General features: G+C 32.0%; 23 protein-coding genes and 1 tRNA gene. 19 read left to right on the top strand and 5 right to left on the bottom strand.

Annotated features, from left to right (window positions below; translation table 11 throughout):
- Position 1 precedes the first annotated feature (1 nt).
- From Q0739_RS10965 to Q0739_RS10905, 13 genes are all read left to right on the top strand, one after another.
- Positions 2 to 634 carry a flavin reductase gene (locus tag Q0739_RS10965; protein ID WP_298238777.1) on the top strand — a complete coding sequence of 211 codons (633 nt, stop codon included), beginning with the start codon at positions 2 to 4 and terminating at the stop codon, positions 632 to 634.
- Positions 631 to 2100, top strand: coding sequence for an SDR family oxidoreductase (locus Q0739_RS10960; protein ID WP_298238776.1), 1470 nt, complete (start codon positions 631 to 633; stop codon positions 2098 to 2100). The genes Q0739_RS10965 and Q0739_RS10960 overlap by 4 nt, the downstream gene beginning before the upstream one ends.
- 75 nt (positions 2101 to 2175) lie before the next feature.
- Positions 2176 to 2394 (top strand): hypothetical protein, encoded by a 219-nt coding sequence (locus Q0739_RS10955; protein WP_298238775.1) that lies wholly within the window; start codon positions 2176 to 2178, stop codon positions 2392 to 2394.
- A gap of 155 nt (positions 2395 to 2549) precedes the next feature.
- Positions 2550 to 2765 (top strand): hypothetical protein, encoded by a 216-nt coding sequence (locus Q0739_RS10950; RefSeq protein WP_298238774.1) that lies wholly within the window; start codon positions 2550 to 2552, stop codon positions 2763 to 2765.
- 23 nt (positions 2766 to 2788) lie between these two features.
- The gene (locus tag Q0739_RS10945; RefSeq protein ID WP_298238773.1) at positions 2789 to 3472 is read left to right on the top strand and encodes an SDR family oxidoreductase; all 684 of its coding nucleotides are present in this window, start codon (positions 2789 to 2791) and stop codon (positions 3470 to 3472) included.
- Positions 3473 to 3476: 4 nt separating this feature from the next.
- On the top strand, positions 3477 to 4013 hold the full coding sequence (locus Q0739_RS10940; RefSeq protein WP_298238772.1) for a glutathione peroxidase: 537 nt from the start codon (positions 3477 to 3479) through the stop codon (positions 4011 to 4013).
- A gap of 5 nt (positions 4014 to 4018) precedes the next feature.
- Complete coding sequence (locus Q0739_RS10935) at positions 4019 to 4195, top strand: Lacal_2735 family protein (protein WP_298238771.1); 177 nt, start codon at positions 4019 to 4021, stop codon at positions 4193 to 4195.
- Entirely contained in the window at positions 4182 to 4643 is a 462-nt protein-coding gene (locus Q0739_RS10930; RefSeq protein ID WP_298238770.1) for a TspO/MBR family protein, read from the top strand. The genes Q0739_RS10935 and Q0739_RS10930 overlap by 14 nt, the downstream gene beginning before the upstream one ends.
- Positions 4644 to 4687: 44 nt before the next feature.
- Positions 4688 to 5149 (top strand): SRPBCC family protein, encoded by a 462-nt coding sequence (locus tag Q0739_RS10925; RefSeq protein ID WP_298238769.1) that lies wholly within the window; start codon positions 4688 to 4690, stop codon positions 5147 to 5149.
- Positions 5150 to 5253: 104 nt separating this feature from the next.
- Positions 5254 to 6558, top strand: coding sequence for a deoxyribodipyrimidine photo-lyase (locus Q0739_RS10920; RefSeq protein WP_298238768.1), 1305 nt, complete (start codon positions 5254 to 5256; stop codon positions 6556 to 6558).
- A 297-nt stretch (positions 6559 to 6855) separates the two neighbouring features.
- Positions 6856 to 8523, top strand: coding sequence for a formate--tetrahydrofolate ligase (locus Q0739_RS10915; protein ID WP_298238767.1), 1668 nt, complete (start codon positions 6856 to 6858; stop codon positions 8521 to 8523).
- A gap of 85 nt (positions 8524 to 8608) precedes the next feature.
- A complete protein-coding gene (locus tag Q0739_RS10910; protein WP_298238766.1) occupies positions 8609 to 9391 on the top strand; it encodes a hypothetical protein in 783 nt (260 codons plus the stop codon).
- Between the two features lie 60 nt (positions 9392 to 9451).
- On the top strand, positions 9452 to 10039 hold the full coding sequence (locus Q0739_RS10905) for a hypothetical protein (protein WP_298238765.1): 588 nt from the start codon (positions 9452 to 9454) through the stop codon (positions 10037 to 10039).
- A 33-nt stretch (positions 10040 to 10072) separates the two neighbouring features.
- On the opposite strand, the gene murA is transcribed toward Q0739_RS10905, so the two are convergent.
- From murA to Q0739_RS10890, 3 genes are all read right to left on the bottom strand, one after another.
- Positions 10073 to 11383, bottom strand: a complete 1311-nt coding sequence (murA, locus tag Q0739_RS10900) for a UDP-N-acetylglucosamine 1-carboxyvinyltransferase (RefSeq protein WP_298238764.1) — start codon at positions 11381 to 11383, stop codon at positions 10073 to 10075.
- A gap of 5 nt (positions 11384 to 11388) precedes the next feature.
- Positions 11389 to 12030, bottom strand: coding sequence for a DUF4290 domain-containing protein (locus tag Q0739_RS10895; protein ID WP_298238763.1), 642 nt, complete (start codon positions 12028 to 12030; stop codon positions 11389 to 11391).
- Positions 12031 to 12096: 66 nt separating this feature from the next.
- Positions 12097 to 12384: a DUF493 family protein gene (locus Q0739_RS10890; RefSeq protein ID WP_298238762.1), complete on the bottom strand. Its 288-nt coding sequence runs from the start codon at positions 12382 to 12384 to the stop codon at positions 12097 to 12099.
- Between the two features lie 196 nt (positions 12385 to 12580).
- Here Q0739_RS10890 and Q0739_RS10885 point away from each other — a divergent pair, with 196 nt between their 5' ends.
- From Q0739_RS10885 to Q0739_RS10865, 5 genes are all read left to right on the top strand, one after another.
- On the top strand, positions 12581 to 13135 hold the full coding sequence (locus tag Q0739_RS10885) for an ATP-binding protein (protein WP_298238761.1): 555 nt from the start codon (positions 12581 to 12583) through the stop codon (positions 13133 to 13135).
- A gap of 5 nt (positions 13136 to 13140) precedes the next feature.
- The gene (locus tag Q0739_RS10880; protein ID WP_298238760.1) at positions 13141 to 15045 is read left to right on the top strand and encodes a RecQ family ATP-dependent DNA helicase; all 1905 of its coding nucleotides are present in this window, start codon (positions 13141 to 13143) and stop codon (positions 15043 to 15045) included.
- Positions 15042 to 15989 carry a methionyl-tRNA formyltransferase gene (fmt, locus tag Q0739_RS10875; protein ID WP_298238759.1) on the top strand — a complete coding sequence of 316 codons (948 nt, stop codon included), beginning with the start codon at positions 15042 to 15044 and terminating at the stop codon, positions 15987 to 15989. Before Q0739_RS10880 ends, fmt begins: the two co-directional genes overlap by 4 nt.
- A 189-nt stretch (positions 15990 to 16178) precedes the next feature.
- Complete coding sequence (locus Q0739_RS10870; RefSeq protein ID WP_298238758.1) at positions 16179 to 16451, top strand: HU family DNA-binding protein; 273 nt, start codon at positions 16179 to 16181, stop codon at positions 16449 to 16451.
- Between the two features lie 121 nt (positions 16452 to 16572).
- A complete protein-coding gene (locus tag Q0739_RS10865) occupies positions 16573 to 17133 on the top strand; it encodes a YqgE/AlgH family protein (RefSeq protein ID WP_298238757.1) in 561 nt (186 codons plus the stop codon).
- Here Q0739_RS10865 and Q0739_RS10860 read toward each other — a convergent pair.
- Positions 17130 to 17972 carry an aminotransferase class IV gene (locus Q0739_RS10860; protein ID WP_298238756.1) on the bottom strand — a complete coding sequence of 281 codons (843 nt, stop codon included), beginning with the start codon at positions 17970 to 17972 and terminating at the stop codon, positions 17130 to 17132. The genes Q0739_RS10865 and Q0739_RS10860 overlap by 4 nt on opposite strands.
- A 64-nt stretch (positions 17973 to 18036) precedes the next feature.
- Positions 18037 to 18429 carry an START-like domain-containing protein gene (locus Q0739_RS10855; RefSeq protein WP_298238755.1) on the bottom strand — a complete coding sequence of 131 codons (393 nt, stop codon included), beginning with the start codon at positions 18427 to 18429 and terminating at the stop codon, positions 18037 to 18039.
- Positions 18430 to 18562: 133 nt separating this feature from the next.
- On the opposite strand from Q0739_RS10855, the gene Q0739_RS10850 reads away from it, so the two are divergent.
- A tRNA-Met gene (locus Q0739_RS10850) sits at positions 18563 to 18636 on the top strand.
- The last annotated feature ends 133 nt before the right edge of the window (positions 18637 to 18769 follow it).

The following is an 18769-nucleotide window of genomic DNA, read 5'->3' as shown; positions in this document are numbered from 1 at the left end:
TATGAAATACTTTAGTGAAGCAGACATACAAGACTTAGATCACGTTTATAAAATCAATTTGATAAATAGTTGTTCAGGCTATAAGTCCGCTAATTTAATAGGTTCTATTTCAGAAAGTGGCATTGAAAATGTATCTGTATTCAGCTCAGTAACTCATGTTGGTTCAAGTCCTGCCATGCTTGGTTTTTTTGTAAGACCAACAACCGTGTTAAGGAATACGTACGAAAATATAAAAGCAACAGGGTTTTACACCATCAATCATATTCACAAAAATATTATTATCGAAGCGCATCATACTTCTGCAAAATATGATAGAGATATTTCAGAGTTTGATGTTACCAATTTAGAACCGGAATTCAAACCGGAATTTTTGGCACCATTTGTAAAAGGTGTTCCTGTTCAAATAGAAATGGAATTTGTTGAAGAATATGAAATTAAAGCGAATAACACCATCCTAGTTATCGGTAAGGTAAAAGGGCTGTATATTAAAGATAATCTTGTTGAAAATGATGGATTTATTAACCTATCTAAAGCGGAAGTTGCAGCCATAAATGGATTAGATGGTTACACTATACCAGAAAACAAAACACGCTTTGGTTACCAAAGACCAAAGGAATTAATACAACAGATATGAATATTCTTGTAACTGGTGCAACAGGCTACATAGGCAAACGTCTTATCCCTTTTTTATTAAATGAAGGACATACAGTTATATGTGTTGTACGTGATAGATTAAGAGCAGAAAAGAGCTATTTCGAAGATGAAAATGTCTATGTGATTGAAGCTGACTTTTTAAAACCAGAGACTCTTCAAAATATTCCAAAAAAAATTGATGTTGCTTATTATTTAATTCATTCTATGTCTAACTCTTCGAAAGATTTTGAATCTCTTGAAGAACGTTGCGCTATAAATTTTAAAAACTACATTGAAACTACAAATACTGAACAGGTTATCTATTTAAGTGGCATTACAAATGAAGTTGAACTTTCAAAGCATTTAGAATCTAGAAAAAATGTTGAACAATGTTTAGCTTCAGAATCCTATGCTTTAACCATTTTCAAAGCAGGAATTATCGTTGGTTCGGGTAGTTCTTCATTTGAAATAATAAGAGATTTGGTGGAGAAATTACCGTTTATGATTGCTCCTAAATGGCTAAATACGAAAACCCAACCTTTGGCGGTTAGAGATGTCTTAGCTTTTTTATCTAGGGCTGCAGGAAACCAAGTTGTCTACAACAAAGCTTATGATGTGTTTGGTCCAGAAGTTATCACTTACAAACAGATGCTCTTGCAATTCGCAGAAGTACGGAAATTAAAACGGCGCATTTTCACAGTTCCTGTAATGACACCAAAATTATCATCGTATTGGTTGTATTTTGTAACATCTACCTCATACAAATTGGCATCATCCTTAGTTGATAGTATGGGTGTTCAAATAATTGGAAAACCAAGTGAAATAAATACACTTTTAGAAGTAGAACCTATAACTTATAAAGCTGCCGTTGAATTAGCGTTTGAAAAAATTGAACAAAATAGTATTGTTTCCAGCTGGAAAGATTCTATGATAAGTAGCGGTCACTTAAGAAACCGTTTACACAAATATGTAAATGTTCCAAAATTTGGCTGCTTTAAAGATTATAAAGAACGTGAAGTTATTGACTCAAACGAAACCATTGATAAAATATGGTGTATTGGCGGAACAAATGGGTGGTACTACGGCAATATTTTATGGCGTATTAGAGGCTATATCGATAAACTCTTTGGTGGCATTGGATTAAGACGTGGACGTACAAGTCCAACAGAATTAAACGCTGGTGATGCTTTAGATTTTTGGCGTGTTATTTTTGCAAATAAAGCACAACAAAAACTACTTCTTTATGCTGAAATGCGATTACCAGGTGAGGCTTGGTTAGAATTTAAAATAGAAAATAACAAATTAAAGCAAACGGCAACATTTAGACCTCGCGGACTTTGGGGCAGATTATACTGGTACTTTGTTCTACCTTTTCATGGGTTCATTTTTTCCGGAATGATTAATAAACTTGTAAAAGTTGAATCACATAAAAATAGACTTACCTCAGAGAGTATCTCATCTATATAAACGTTTATCCTGATTGAAAATATAATACTTGAGAAAAAATCACAGAATTAAAAAATTATTTAAACAGTTAATAATATGGAATTAATAAACAGAGCATTAGAATTTGAACAAAGAAAAATGAGGTCACTTTCAACTAGCGATCGTGTAAAAATTTCTAGAGAAGCGAAAGCATTAATCTTAGATTTAAATCAAATTTACAAGGTTAAAAAAGATGAAAAAATTATGGAAATCATGAAGCGTTTAACTGTGATAAAACGAAAAGTTGAGAAGCGATTGAAGGGACGTCTTTTATAATAGTATAACTATCAAAAACAAGAGGCTAGTTAATTGAACTATTAAAATTTAACTAATAAATCGACATAAAAATAGGTAATCTTCTATAATTTATTATATTGCGAAAATGTGCATATATTAGTGCATTTTATAAAAATTATAGTAAGATTAGAATTATGGAAATTATTGACAAAGCTTTAGAGTTCGAACAACGCAGACATACGTTTAAAACAACTAGCGAGCGTATTGAATCTTCTAGAGAGGTTAAAAGTTTAATATTAAGTATTAATGACCTTTATAAAGAGAACAAAGATCCTGAATTAATGGATCTCATGAAGCGCTTAACAGTTATAAAACAAAAAATTGAAAAAAGGCTAAAGGGCAGGCCATAAAAATTTAAAATGCCCTGAAACCCATGAAAACAATAATAGTAGTTGGTGGAAGTAAGGGCATTGGTAAAGCCATAATTGCTAAATTATTAACGTATTGCAACGTTATTAACATTAGCCGGAGTATTCCAGATATATCGCATGACAATCTAACTCACTATAGTTGCGATATTACCCAAGATAAATTACCAAAAATTAAAAATGCAGATGGTTTAGTTTACTGTCCAGGCAGTATTAATTTAAAACCAATTTCTCGCTTAAGCATTGAAGATTTTAAAAATGATTTTGAAATCAATGTATTGGGAGCTGTTATTTCTATTCAAAAATATTTACCAATTCTAAAGAATGGTAATAATCCATCTATCATACTCTTTAGTACGGTAGCAGCAAAACTAGGAATGCCATATCACGCTAGTATTGCTACTTCTAAAGCTGGCGTTGAAGGATTGGTAAAATCTTTAGGAGCCGAATTAACGCCAAATATTCGAATAAACGCCATCGCACCTACAGTAACTGATACTAACCTTTCTGCGAAACTACTTAGGAACGAAAAAATGATTGAAAACATCAAAGAACGCCATCCTCTCAAAAAAATCCTATCTCCCGAAGAAGTTGCAGATATGGCTGAGTTTCTATTATCTAAAAATTCATCATCTATATCAGGTCAAATTTTCGAAATGGATTGCGGTATAGTAAGCTTTAAATTATAAATTTATGAATGTATTAAAAGCGCTTACGCCTAACTTAGGCTCTAATAATTTTGAAAAAAAATTAAGCCTAAATTCTATTTACGACATAAAAATTAATGCAATTAGCAGTAAACCAATTGATTTATCGAAGTTTAAAGAAAAATACATCTTGTTTGTAAATGTAGCATCCAAGTGTGGGTTTACTTCGCAGTATAAACAGTTGCAATCACTATATAAAAACCATCAGGATAAACTTGAAATTGTTGGGGTACCATGTAATCAGTTTGGTAATCAAGAACCTGGTACTTCAAAGGATATTCAATTCTTTTGTGAAATAAATTATGGTGTTACATTTTTAATCACTGAAAAAATTGATACAAAAGGGAAACATCAACACCAGCTTTACACTTGGTTAACTCAAAAAGTGAATAATGCTGTAAAGACATCTTCAGTAAAATGGAATTTTCAAAAATATTTAATTGATACAAGTGGCAACTTAGTAGATTACTACCTCTCCTCTACAAATCCGCTTAGTCCAAAAATTGTTAAACATTTAAAATAAATGCTATGTTCGGATTATTTAAAAAGAAATCAAAAAAAGAAAAATTAGAAGAGAAGTTTAAACAACTTATGCAAGAATGGCATAAACTGTCCAGTATTAATAGAGCTGCAAGTGACGAAAAATACGCACAGGCACAATTAATCGCAGAACAAATAAATAGCTTTAAGAATGAAGCTGTTTAAGTACAATACTATCTTTCTAATTATAAACTTTGGTGCGTTATACGTTGGAAGTCTACTTATGAATAATGGACCACAAACGGAATGGTACACAAATTTAAACCAAGCACCATGGACACCTCCTGGATGGGTTTTTGGCGTTGCTTGGACAACCATAATGATTTGTTTTTCTCTATATATGGCGTATTTGTATAAATTAAAACCCAACGTAACAGTAATAGGCTTGTTCAGTATACAATTTATCTTAAACGTTATCTGGAACTATGCTTTTTTTAATCAGCACTTAATTGGCATTGGCTTTACCATCATTCTGCTTTTAACCATTGTAGTTAGCATTTTTACAATTTCTTATAGCAAAGAACTTGGAGCAAAAACGATATTGATACTACCCTATTTAATCTGGCTATGCATTGCCACTTCATTAAACGGTTATATTTTATGGAATAATTAAATTACTGAGATTCCCTTTTTCGAGGAAATAAAAAAACATTATTAATGAAAATATATAGACTACATAAAAAACAGAATCTTCCAATAACAATTGACGAAGCTTGGGATTTTTTATCAAACCCTAAAAACCTTAAAATAATTACACCCGATTATATGGGGTTTCATATTTTATCTGGAGCCGATAGACCTATGTATTCTGGCCAAATAATTCAATATATTGTAACTCCTGTCTTAGGCATCAAAACTAAATGGGTAACAGAAATAACCCATAGTATTGACAAAAATTACTTTGTTGACGAACAACGTTTTGGTCCTTATGCGTTATGGCATCATAAACATTTTATACATAAAATTGATGGTGGTGTAGAAATGGAAGATATTGTTGACTATAAGGTGCCATTTGGTTTCCTAGGGCAACTCGCACACCCTATTTTAGTGAAGCCTAAACTAGAGGAAATATTCAATTATCGTACTGAAAAACTTGAAGAACTATTTGGTAAATATTAATTTAAAGCTAGTTCGAGTAATTTCAGTTTTATTGGAATTGTATCAATAACTGAATCTCTATACGATTTTTTATAAAAATCACTCGATGTGACAATTACATTTAAATGAAGAAACCTATAAACATATTCTGGTTTAGACGTGATCTAAGACTTGATGATAATGCTGGTCTTTATAAAGCATTAAAATCAGAACACCCCGTTTTACCAATTTTTATTTTTGATTCTGAAATTTTAGATAAATTACCCAGAAATGATGCGCGTGTTACATTTATACATGAAACGCTTCAAAAAATATGCAAGAACTTACAAGGTAAGTATAATAGTAGTATTGCAATTTATCATGGGAAACCAAAAAATATTTTCACCAATTTAGTTAAAGAATATAATATTCATGAGATTTACACAAATCACGATTACGAACCTTATGCCCAAGCACGCGATGAAGCAATAAAATCTTTTTTAGCTGAAAATAGCGTAAGTTTTAAAACATTTAAAGATCAAGTTATTTTTGAAAAAGGCGATGTTGTAAAAAACGATGGCACGCCCTATTTGGTCTATACACCCTACATGAAAAAATGGAAAGCAAACTTTAGAGATAGCGATGCGAACTCATTTCCATCAGAAAATAATCTTGATAATTTGTTAAAGAATAATCAACTTGCCAATTTAAGTCTAGCTGATGTTGGGTTTAAAAAAACTAACCAAAAAATAGAACCATACACAGTAACACCTGTACTTATTCAACAGTATGAAGCGACTAGAAATTATCCAGCTAAAGACAGCACCTCTAAGCTAGGATCTCATCTTCGTTTTGGAACGGTTAGTGTTCGTAAAATGATTCGAAAAGCGATTGCTGAAAACAATGAAATCTTTTGGCAAGAACTCATTTGGCGTGAGTTTTTTATGCAAATTCTTTGGCACTTTCCGCATACGACCAATACAAGCTTTAAACCAAAATATGATCGCATCGAATGGCGTAATAATGAAACTGAATTTAAAGCATGGTGCGAAGGTAAAACAGGCTATCCACTAGTCGATGCAGGCATGCGACAATTAAACGAAACTGGATTCATGCACAATCGGGTTCGTATGTTGGTAGGTAGTTTTTTATGTAAACATTTACTCATCGATTGGCGTTGGGGTGAAGCCTATTTTGCCGAAAAACTTCACGATTACGAAATGGCTAGCAATATTGGAAACTGGCAATGGGTAGCAGGTTGTGGTGTAGATGCAGCGCCTTATTTCAGGATTTTTAATCCAACAACGCAAATACAAAAGTTTGATAAAAACTTAGAATACATTAAAAGATGGGTTCCCGATTTTCAAGAACTAACCTATCCTCAGCCGATAGTAAATCATAAATTTGCACGCGAACGTTGTTTGTTAGTTTATAAAGAGGCTTTAAATTAGTGCCTAAATAATGTGAGTTCGACCTAAAATTTGATTTTAATTTACCAAAGACCTAATAACAAAATTTTTCTCCTTGAGTGCAGTCGAAAGGTTTCAAAATTCATCTATTCTAATGAGGTTTGGTCTGCGCTCAACCTAACATCTGTAACTAATTTATTGACACACATATTTATACCTAGACCTAATACACGTCAATTAACTCCTCAACCATACTGAAAATGATAAAAATCACATAACATCATTTACAAATTTCATACATTTAAGTCAGTTTAATTTTTTCACATAATTCTATAGCTTATGACTGACTTAGAAATAGCCAAAACCATTACTCTAAAACATATATCGGAAATCTCAGAAAAATTTGGAATACCTTCTGATGATATTGAAATGTATGGTAAGCATAAAGCGAAACTTCCTTTACAAACAATAAACAAACAGAAAGCCTCCAAAAGTAATCTTATATTAGTTTCGGCTATTTCCCCAACACCAGCAGGTGAAGGAAAAACAACCATGTCTATTGGTTTATCTGAAGGTTTAAATCGTTTAAATAAGAAAACAACCGTCGTTTTAAGAGAACCCTCTTTAGGTCCTGTATTTGGAATTAAAGGTGGCGCCACAGGTGGTGGTTATTCGCAAGTACTGCCTATGGAGGACATCAATCTTCATTTTACAGGCGACTTTTCTGCAATAGAAAAAGCACACAATTTATTGTCTGCAATTATTGATAATAATATTCAGAGTAAAACAACATCCTTACGTATTGACCCAAGAACCATTGGTTGGAAACGTGTTATAGATATGAACGACCGCGCATTGCGACGTGTCATTGTGGGTTTAGGAGGAACCACTTCTGGAGTTCCAAGAGAAACTGGTTTCGATATTACAGCTGCCTCAGAAATAATGGCTATTCTTTGTTTAGCTGAAAACCTCACCGACCTAAAAAAACGATTAGGTAATATTTTTATTGGTTACACTTTCGATAAAACACCTATTTACGCAAAAGATTTAAAGGCTGAAGGTGCTATGACTGCCTTACTCAAAGATGCTATTAAGTCTAATTTAGTTCAGACCATTGAGGGCAATCCTGCTATAATACACGGTGGACCATTCGCTAATATTGCACAAGGCACCAATACCGTTATTGCCACCTTGATGGGTATGACACATTCTGAATATACGGTTACCGAAGCTGGTTTTGGGTTTGACCTAGGCGCAGAAAAATTCTTTGATATTAAATGCCAAAGTGCTGGACTAAAACCAAAAGCTGTTGTTCTTACAACAACTATACGTGCCTTAAAATATCATGGAGGTGCCGATTTAAAATCACTCACCACTCCAGATGTTGACGCCCTTAAAAATGGGTTTCCAAATTTAGAAAAACATCTAGAAAATATATTTAAGTTCAAAGTGTCTCCAGTAATAGCCATAAATAAGTTTGTATCTGATAGCGACGCTGAAATTAACGTCATAAAAGAATTTGCAGCCTCAAAAGGCATTCGTGTGGCTTTAGCAGATGTGTGGGCAAAAGGTGGCGAAGGCGCCCTAGAACTCGCACAACATGTTATAGATATCGTGGACGAAAACAAATCTGATTTTAAACCATTATACGACTGGAAATCCTCGGTAACTTCTAAAATAGAAACAATAGCTACAGAAATTTACGGAGCAGAACATGTAGATTATACAGCCAAAGCAAAAGCGCATTTAAGAAAGATTACTAATTTAGGATTAGATCATCTTCCTGTATGTATTGCTAAAACTCAAAAATCGTTGTCCGACAACCCAAAACTACTGGGGCGTCCTAAAGATTTTATTATTACGGTTAGAGAAATTGAAATTGCTGCCGGTGCAGGGTTTTTAATTCCTATAACGGGTGATATTATGCGCATGCCAGGGTTACCAGCACATCCTGCTTCTGAAAATATTGATATTAAAGATGATGGTGAGATTACTGGGTTATTCTAATATTAAATATAGTATAAGTATGTATTGGTTTTTGAGTACGAAAATTCTAATTTAGCTTTACGGTTTTTATACCAAAAAAAGAAATATGCATAAAAGACTATTTACAATATCATTATTATTCTTGTTCACTAACATTGGATATGCTCAATCAGAGAAAATAACAATAAAATCAGATAATCTTAAGGAATCAAACTACCTAAAAATGGATGATTTCTATCTGACTCATTATTTATATATTGATTTGTTCTTGAGAGAGAACTTATTTCCAGATGCTAGCCCAGAGGATGTTTCATCTATATTGAAAGCTATCAAAAAATATGTTTCAGTAGAAACCACATTAGAAATTGAAATTGAAAAACCAGGCAAAAAAAATTATATAATCAAAATAGCGATTTTAAAAAAAGATGACGGAACCGAGCTTTTAATTGCTTTTACCAATTGGAGTGTAAAGGAAAGAATATTTGAAAAAGAAATAAAAATGGAGAATGATTCCTATACCAGATGGTATTTTCTTAATGGAAACAAAATGACTTATAGAAAAGATATGTCTGATAAAAATGATTATTCGAATATGAATAATCCCGATTTAGCAAACGCTTATCTTTTCGATGAATTATCAGAGAACGATACTGAGATAAAAAGCACTATTAACAAAGCTCTAAAGGAAAGCGACTTGAGTATATCAGATAATATTATGACTAATTTAATTCTTTTGAAATATCAAATTTTCCAAAGAGATAAAAACAATGTTATTAAACAAATCGAATATTTGAATGAATTATTTGAAACCAATAAGTCTGAATCTAATCTAAAAGGTCTAGAATCTGCATTTAGTGCAACAAAGTTTCAAATTGAATTAATGGAATAAATACTCAGAATAATAATAAGTCATTGAAACGGAAATATATCATTAAAGTTCTATGCAATTATGAAAAAATCGAAAAACTTTGATATTCAAATTAATAATCAACTTGCGTCCATTGGACTCTTTGTTGTGGAATTTGAATCAATATTAGAATGGATACGATTTGACTGCAGTGCAATTCTACAATACGTTGGACTTGAACAATGGGGATTATCTGATGTTATATTTGGTCAAAAGGTTTTCACCGCTGGACCTTTATTAAACTGTTATGAACAAATATGCAACGAATTAATAAATGATAATGATGGAGATAAAATATCTGGGAATGACATTCTAAAAAGAATAAATGATTTCAAAAAACAGTTTGATAAACAAATTCAAGTTAGAAATGATTTGCTGCATTCAAATTACCAACTCGGCTCTAGAATAAACAAGCAGACAAACGAAATTGAACCAACTGAATTACTTGCACTAAAGAACTCACCTACTAAACAAGGTCGTAATAAGAAAATCACTGTTTCGTCAAGACAAGAAATTCAAAATCATATTGACAACCTGATAAAATTAAAACTGATTCAACGAATAATTTTTCGTGATTTAATGGTTTATATGAGTAATAATAGATTAGGCAAAGGCGCATACAACAAATAACTGCATACGAAAATGTATAAAAATAATAGTTAATTAATCTACCCTCTCAATCTTAGCACCAATAGCACGTAGTCGCTCAGCAATGCGCTCGTAACCACGATCGATCTGCTCAATGTTTTGGATAGTTGAAGTCCCTTTAGCTGAAAGCGCTGCAATTAACAACGACACCCCTGCACGAATATCTGGAGATGTCATGGTAGTGGCTTTTAAAGTCGATTTATAATCATGACCAATTACCGTAGCACGATGTGGGTCACATAAAATAATTTTAGCGCCCATATCTATTAACTTATCTACAAAGAATAAGCGACTTTCAAACATTTTTTGATGAATTAAAACACTACCTCTAGCTTGAGTCGCCACTACTAAAATAATACTCAACAAATCTGGCGTAAACCCAGGCCATGGTGCATCAGAAATAGTTAGAATAGAACCATCAATAAAACTTTGTATTTCATACCCATCAGTATGTGCAGGAATATGAATATCGTCCCCCTGTTTTTCAACAGTGATACCAAGTTTTCTAAATGTTTCTGGTATTAAGCCTAAATCATTCCATGACACATTGGTTATGGTAAGCTCACTCTTAGTCATAGCTGCTAATCCTATCCAACTGCCAATTTCAATCATATCTGGCAGTAACTTATGGTCTGTACCGCCTAAACTTTCAACACCATCTATAATGAGTTTATTAGAACCTACACCGCTAATTTTTGCTCCCATTCTATTCAGCATTTTACATAATTGCTGGAGGTAAGGTTCGCAAGCTGCGTTGTAAATAGTTGTTTGTCCTTCGGCTAATACAGCTGCCATAACAATGTTTGCTGTTCCTGTAACCGATGCTTCTTCAAGAAGCATGTAAGTTCCTTTTAGTCTTTTAGCTTCAACACCATAAAATTGATCTTCTCTACTATAACCAAATTTAGCTCCTAGTTTAATAAGTCCTTCAAAGTGAGTATCTAACCTACGACGACCAATTTTATCGCCACCTGGTTTCGGGATATAACCTTTTCCAAAGCGTGCTAATAAAGGGCCAACAATCATTATAGAGCCTCGAAGTCCTCTACCGTCTATTTTAAATTGATCGGATTCTAAATATTTTAAGTTTACCTCATCTGCTTGAAACGAATAAGAACCTTGTCCTAATTTTTCAATTTTAACGCCTAGTTTTTCAAGAAGTTTTATAAGCTTATTTACATCTATAATATCTGGAATGTTATTAATGGTAACCACTTCTGGCGTTAATAAAACCGCACATAAAACTTGAAGCGCCTCATTTTTGGCGCCTTGAGGCTGAATGCTTCCTTTTAATTGGTGGCCTCCTTCAATTTTAAATGTTCCCATAAATGTTAGTAGCGTTTTCTTTGACGGTTGGTATTTTTCTTATGGCCACCTTTTTTATTAGTACTATACTTAGTTTTTGTACGCATTAAACTTGTAGAATCTGATAAATCTTCTTCCGAGTTTCGTAAGTCAATGTTACCATCAGATAATTCAAATAAATGATTAAAAATAACGCCGTCTTCAACCGTGTCTTTATTCCAGTTCAAGAAACACTTTTTCATGTGATTTGCAATGGTATAGGTCAAGGCTTCTTTTAATTCGCCTTCTTCCCATGTCATAGCCACATCAATCATGGTTTTTATATTATTACCATAAAAACGGTACTTCGGATGGTTTTGAGGATATTTTAAAGGCTCTGGTGCTTCTTCAAAAACTTCCCTAGTTGGTTTTGGGTATGGCGAGTCGGCATCTAATTCGAAATTAGACATGATAAAAAGCTGATCCCAAAGCTTATGTTGAAAGTCTGGAACATCCCTTAAATGCGGTTGTAAATTTCCCATTACAGATATAATGGCTTTTGCTAATTTATCGCGCTCTTCTTTTGTTTCGCGACTTTTAGCGTGATTAATCATTTTCTGTAAATGACGTCCGTATTCTGGAATTATTAAATGTTCACGCTCTGTGTTGTATTCTAAATTATCTATCAAAATAAATGTGTAGAGTTAAATGTTTGTGCATGTAGTTGCTATGCAAGCGCAAAATACAAAAAAAAACTATAGGCTTATCACGCCCTCAACTTTTTCTGAAACTTCTTTATATTTTTCTATTACTGCATCTGGGTTTTTCATCTTTACATTAATAGAAACACTGGTGTATTTTCCGTTCTTAGATTCTTTTGTGTTTATTACAGCCCCCATGTTATCGAAAAGCGATTCTATTTGCTCTATTTTTTCTGAATTGGTTGTTACTATAAATTTATACAGATACTCCGAAGGCCATAAAGCGGTATCGTATAATTGGACTCTTAGTTTTTTATAAAATTCTTCTGAATTTGAAGGCATGCTCTTTGTCAATTTTTAAGCAACAAATATACAGTTTCATGAATTTATTTTATTGTTTTTTTTATTGTTTCATGTATCCTTTAATATTTAAAATAATCATTGCCTTAAATTTTAATAATAATTTTAATCATGTCGGTTTCCTTTCTATTTTTTTTATAGCAGTTAAATTCCGATTTTTACAGCAAATAATGTTGAATTGAATACAAAAAAAATTGTAATTACAGGTAGTGCAGGAACAGGAAAAACCTCGGTTATAAATGCTTTAAAAGCAAAAGGATTTTATTGTTTTGACGAAGTTATAAGATCATTAACTTCTGAAGCCAAAAAGGAAGTAGATGTTTCAACCCATATTTCTAACCCAATTGTTTTTGCTAAAGACCCATTAGATTTTAATACACGGTTACTAAATGGCCGAATTAATCAATTTAAACAAGTGGATTCTTTAAGTGAAGAAACTTGTTTTTTTGACCGTGGTATCCCAGATGTTTTGGCTTATATGGACTTCTTTAATCAAGAATATGGAGACTTATTTACAAATGCTTGTAATAAGCATATGTATACAGATGTCTTTTTACTTCCGCCATGGAAAGCAATATATAAACCCGACAGTGGTCGATTTGAAAGTTTTGATGAAGTATTGAAAATTCATGACCATCTAGAGCATACTTATAAAAAATTTGGGTATAATATTATTGAAGTTCCTTTTGGTAGTATAGAAGAGCGTACAAATCATATCATAAATAGTCTATAAACTCATTGACTCATCCTGTAAACATATTAGAGCGTTATTGGAATTTTACAGCATTTAGACCTCAACAAGAAGCCATTATTAATGCTGTAATTGAAGGAGAAGACACGTTTGCTTTATTACCAACAGGTGGCGGTAAATCGGTTTGCTTTCAAATACCTGCATTAGCCAAAGACGGTATTTGCATTGTTGTATCGCCGTTGGTAGCATTAATGAAAGACCAAGTAAAAGCGCTACAAGCAAAAGGCATAAAAGCGATGGCACTTACGAGCGGTATTTCTTTTAACGACTTAGATACGCTTTTAGATAATTGTATTTATGGAAATTATAAATTTTTATATCTATCTCCAGAACGTTTACAACAAGAATTGGTGCAGGATCGCATCAAACAAATGCATGTAAATTTAATTGCTGTAGATGAGGCACATTGTATTTCGCAATGGGGTAACGATTTTAGACCAGCTTATAAGAATATTGTATTATTAAGACAATTGCATCCCACTGTAAATGTAATTGCGCTTACTGCTTCTGCAAGAACACATATTATTAAAGACATTACCAAAGAACTCGATTTTATTCAACCAAAAATCTTTAAACAATCTTTTTTTCGTTCCAATTTAGCTTATATGGTCTTACATGAAAACGATAAATACTATCGTATTGAGTCCATTTTAAAGAAGCATAAGGCATCATCAATTATCTATGTTAGAAACAGAAAACTAACTATAGAACTATCCTCTTTTTTAAAATCGAAAAATATTTCTGCAACTTTTTATCATGGCGGCTTATCGAATAATGAAAAAGAAGATAATATGAATCTCTGGCTTAATAACCAAAGCCAAGTTATGGTAGCTACAAATGCCTTTGGTATGGGAATTGATAAACCAGATGTAAAAACGGTTATCCATATTAATTTACCAGAAAGTATTGAAAGTTATTTTCAAGAAGCCGGTCGCGCGGGAAGAAATGGCGATAAAGCATTCGCTATTTTATTGAAAAACAATAGTGATGAAGTTTTAGTTAAAAATCAATTTTTAAAAGTATTGCCATCTGTTGATTTTGTAAAACAGGTATATAGAAAACTATGTAACTACTTTCAAATTTCTTATGGTGAAGGCGCTTTTACTGTACATGATTTTAATTTTAATTCATTTTGCAAAACCTATAAATTCAGTACTATTTTAACATATAATGCATTACTATTACTAGATAGAAATAGTGTTATTAACCTTTCTAAGCAATTTAAAAATAATGTTTCGGTTCAATTTATAATATCGAGTCCTTCTCTATTTAATTATTTAGAAACACATCAAGACTTAGTTTTAACGGTTAAATCCATGCTACGTGTTTATGGTGGTATTTTTGACCACAACACTAAAATAAATACTATTAGAGTTGCTGAAAAAGCTTCAACATCTGAATCTCATGTTATCAAGATCCTCCAACAATTAGAAAATGATGGCATTATAAATTTACATTTAGCAAAAACAGATGCTCAAGTAACCTTTATTCAGCCAAGAGAAGATGACAAAACCATTAATCGTATTGCTACAATTATTGAGCAACAAAACAAGCTAAAACAAGAACAGGTAAAAGCGATTCTTGACTATACTGAAAATGATACCGTTTGCAAAAGCACGCAGCTACTCGCCTATTTTGGTGAAAAAGAAATAGAACCTTGTGGTATTTGTACTGTTTGCCTTAAATCAAAAAAAAATAACGCTTCTAAAGATATAAATTCTATAAAAAAATGTATAATAGAATTACTAGAAGTTGAAGAACAGTCATCAAGAGCTATGGTTTCAGCTTTAGACTTTTCAGAAAAAGACATTAAAGAAACACTAGCTATTTTACTAGAACACGATATTATACGTCTAACAAAAACAAACACATATAAATTAAGTCATTTATGAGGGATTTAAGAATTATATTTATGGGAACTCCCGACTTTGCGGTTAATACTTTAAAAGCTTTGGTTAAAAACAACTATAATATTGTAGGTGTTATTACAGCTCCAGATAAGCCTGCTGGTCGCGGTCGTAAGTTACATGAAAGTGCCGTGAAAGTATATTCAAAATCGCAAGGTTTAAATATTCTACAGCCTACAAATTTAAAAGACGACCATTTTATAAAAGCATTAGAATATCTAAATGCTAATTTACAAATAGTGGTAGCTTTTAGAATGTTACCCAAAGTTGTTTGGCAAATGCCCAAGTATGGCACTTTTAATTTACATGCATCCTTATTACCAAACTATCGTGGTGCAGCTCCCATAAATTGGGCTATTATTAATGGTGAAACAAAAACAGGTGTTTCTACATTCTTTATTGACGATAAGATTGATACAGGAGAAATGATTTTGCAGGAAGAAACCCCAATTGATTCTAAGAAAGATGCAGGAAGCCTCCATGATAAATTAATGCTATTAGGAAGTGAGCTCGTTTTAAAAACTGTTTCCTTAATTAAAAAGAATAAAGTTAATACTACACCACAAATAGATATCCCAGATTTAAAAACAGCTTATAAACTTAATCGTGATAACTGTAAAATAGACTGGACAGATTCTATAGACAATATATATAATAAGATTCGTGGCTTGAGTCCGTACCCTGCTGCTTATACTTCAATAATTAATGGTGATGATTCTTTTGATATTAAAATTTATAAATCTGAAAAAGAAATTTTTGAACATAAATTACCCATTGGTAACATTATATCTAATAAAAAAGAATTAAAGATAGCTGTAGCAGGTGGTTATATAAATTTGATAGAAATTAAGCTTCCTGGTAAACGTAAAATGGATGTAAAATCACTTCTAAATGGATATCATTTTGATTCTAATGCTAAAGTTCTCTGAAGCCCTACTATCACTGATATTAATAAAACATCGATAAAATACACTTCCGTTATTAACAAATGCATCAAGTTATCAACAATAGCATGCATTTCGCTTGCTATTACTTGCATGGTTGCATAATCCGTATAAATTTGTAGAGGATTTAACAAAAATTGTTTAACCAATTTATTAATAATTAAAATTTATATTATGAACAAAACAGATTTAATCGACGCAATGGCAGAACACGCTGGAATTACTAAAGCAGCTGCAAAAAAAGCTTTAGAGTGTGCTCTAATAGAAATTGAAGGCGCTTTACAAAAAGGTAACAGAGTTTCTTTAGTTGGTTTCGGTTCTTGGTCAGTTTCAAGAAGAGCTGCAAGAGAAGGAAGAAACCCTCAAACAGGAGCTACTATAAAAATAAAAGCAAAAAACGTAGTAAAGTTTAAAGCTGGTTCAGATTTATCTAGCGCAGTAAACTAATTTACTTTTTAAATATTTTATAAAATGCCTTCAATTTTGAAGGCATTTTTGTTTATTAATAGTTGGTAGTTGCATTTTTAATAAATAAATCTTAGATTTAAATATTAAATTACTCAAGTTTATGACTTCGGCAAAACCAGAAAAAGGTAATTTGTTAATCGCAGAACCAGCAATAATTGGAGACGTTTCCTTTAATCGCTCTATTGTATTGTTGGCCGATCATAACCCCGAAGGCTCTATTGGTTTTATTCTTAATAAACCGTTAGAATATAGTATCAACGATTTAGTTCCAGAAATTGATGCCAATTATAAAGTTTATAATGGCGGCCCTGTAGAACAGGATAATTTATATTTTATACATAAGGTACCCGATTTAATTCCAAACAGTATTGAAATTTCACTTGGTATTTTCTGGGGTGGTGATTTTTCAAAAGTTGCTGAACTTATTGCAAACAAAAGGATAAAGGAAAATGATATTCGCTTTTTTCTTGGCTACTCAGGTTGGGATTCCGACCAGTTAGAAAATGAACTTAAAGCAAATTCATGGCTTATTTCGGAAAATATTTACAAAAAAAATATTATCGAAAAAGATTATGAAACATTCTGGAAAGAAAAAATGCTAGAACTTGGTGGCGAATACAGCATATGGTCTAACGCACCAGAAAATCCTAGTTACAACTAGTTCAACCTCACTTTTATATTCAATTTTTGAAGCAGTGATTTCGAAACAATATTAGAGAATTGTTTCTTTCTATATTTGGTTACTGGTTGAATTCCGGCAATAACATTAGTTATAAACAGTTCATCTGCTTTTTGCAATTCGAATGGTGAAATAGATTCTTCTATAACTTCATATTCAGGAATACTGTTTATTATTTCAATAATTTGTTTGCGCATAACACCTTTAAGACAGCCATCGCTTATAGGCGGTGTTTTTATTACATTCTCTTTTACAAGAAATAGGTTGCCATTTAATGCTTCAACTACCATTTTATTGGTATTAAGAATCAAACAATTATCTAAGTTGTTTTCCTTAGAATATATACTTCCAATAACATTTAAAGCTTTATTGTTAGTTTTTAATGTAGAAAGTAAGCCAATTGACACATAATAGTCCTTAAATAAATCAACTTCGTAAGCATTGTCATTAAATAAGTAAAAATCGGAATCAACAATCTTTACCGTAATTATAAAACTAATATCATTGCTATCTGGTAAATATAAACCACCTTCATTTCGGTGTACAGTTAATTTCACTCGGGTGGTAACTTTTTCTAATTGAGATGCTATTAATGTCTTTTGAATTTGTTCTTCAAGATATTCCATGGTAAAATTCATGGGGATTTCCATTCGCATTATACGCATAGAAGCCATCAATCTAAAATAATGATCCTCCCAAAACAATAGTTTTCCATAAACAGATTTAATTGTTTCAAATAATGCATCACCATAAGCATATCCTCTATTTTTAATAGATAACTTCGTGTTTTCTTCTTGAATAGTTCCGTTAAAATTTATCATAAAAAAATCCAGCTCGTTTAAAAATTTTGAGCTGGACAAATATAATTTAAAATGTATTATAAATTTAGGCTGAGCCTAAAACCTGTTTTAAATCGGATATCTGATTATCCCACAGCATTTTTGCTTCATCGACTTCATCTTCATCTGCAAAATCGGTAATCATTAGCGATACATCTTTGGTGATTTCGTCTACTTGAATACGAATTTCAAAATAACAAGAAAGTTCTTCTTCTTCATGTTCAACCCATCTAAACTTAACACGCTCACCACTTTTTTTACTTAATAATTTAGCCTGTTCTTCGCTATCATCCCAAATAAAAGTAAATAGTTCGCCTCTAGAATTTACATTATCAGAAAACCATTCAGATAAACCAGAAGGTGTCGATATATATTGATACAACAACTGAGGTGATGCATGAATAGGAAACTCTATTTCAAATTTAACTTTATCGTCCATAAGTAAACATTAAATAATATGATGCTCAATATATACATTAATTGATAAGTTATACAACTATTTTTAATAATATTTTACTAAAGTAATGTTTGTAAGCATTAATATTGTTTTTATATTTGCAGCCTTAAATTATGGCGAGGTAGCTCAGCTGGTTAGAGCGTCGGATTCATAACCCGGAGGTCGGGGGATCGTGCCCCCCTCTCGCTACATTTATTAACAGAAAACCCAAGAAATTAATTCTTGGGTTTTTTATTTGCTAAAACAGGCACTTTCAGAAGTAAGTTGATTTATAAAAATAGAATAAAAAAACTCAGCAAAGTTTTACAAAAACGAGCTGAGT

The sequence above is a fragment of the uncultured Algibacter sp. genome (genome assembly GCF_947487605.1).
Lineage (GTDB): Bacteria > Bacteroidota > Bacteroidia > Flavobacteriales > Flavobacteriaceae > Algibacter_D.
Note: the sequence above shows the minus strand (reverse complement) of the source record. Positions and strands in the feature narration are given on the sequence as shown.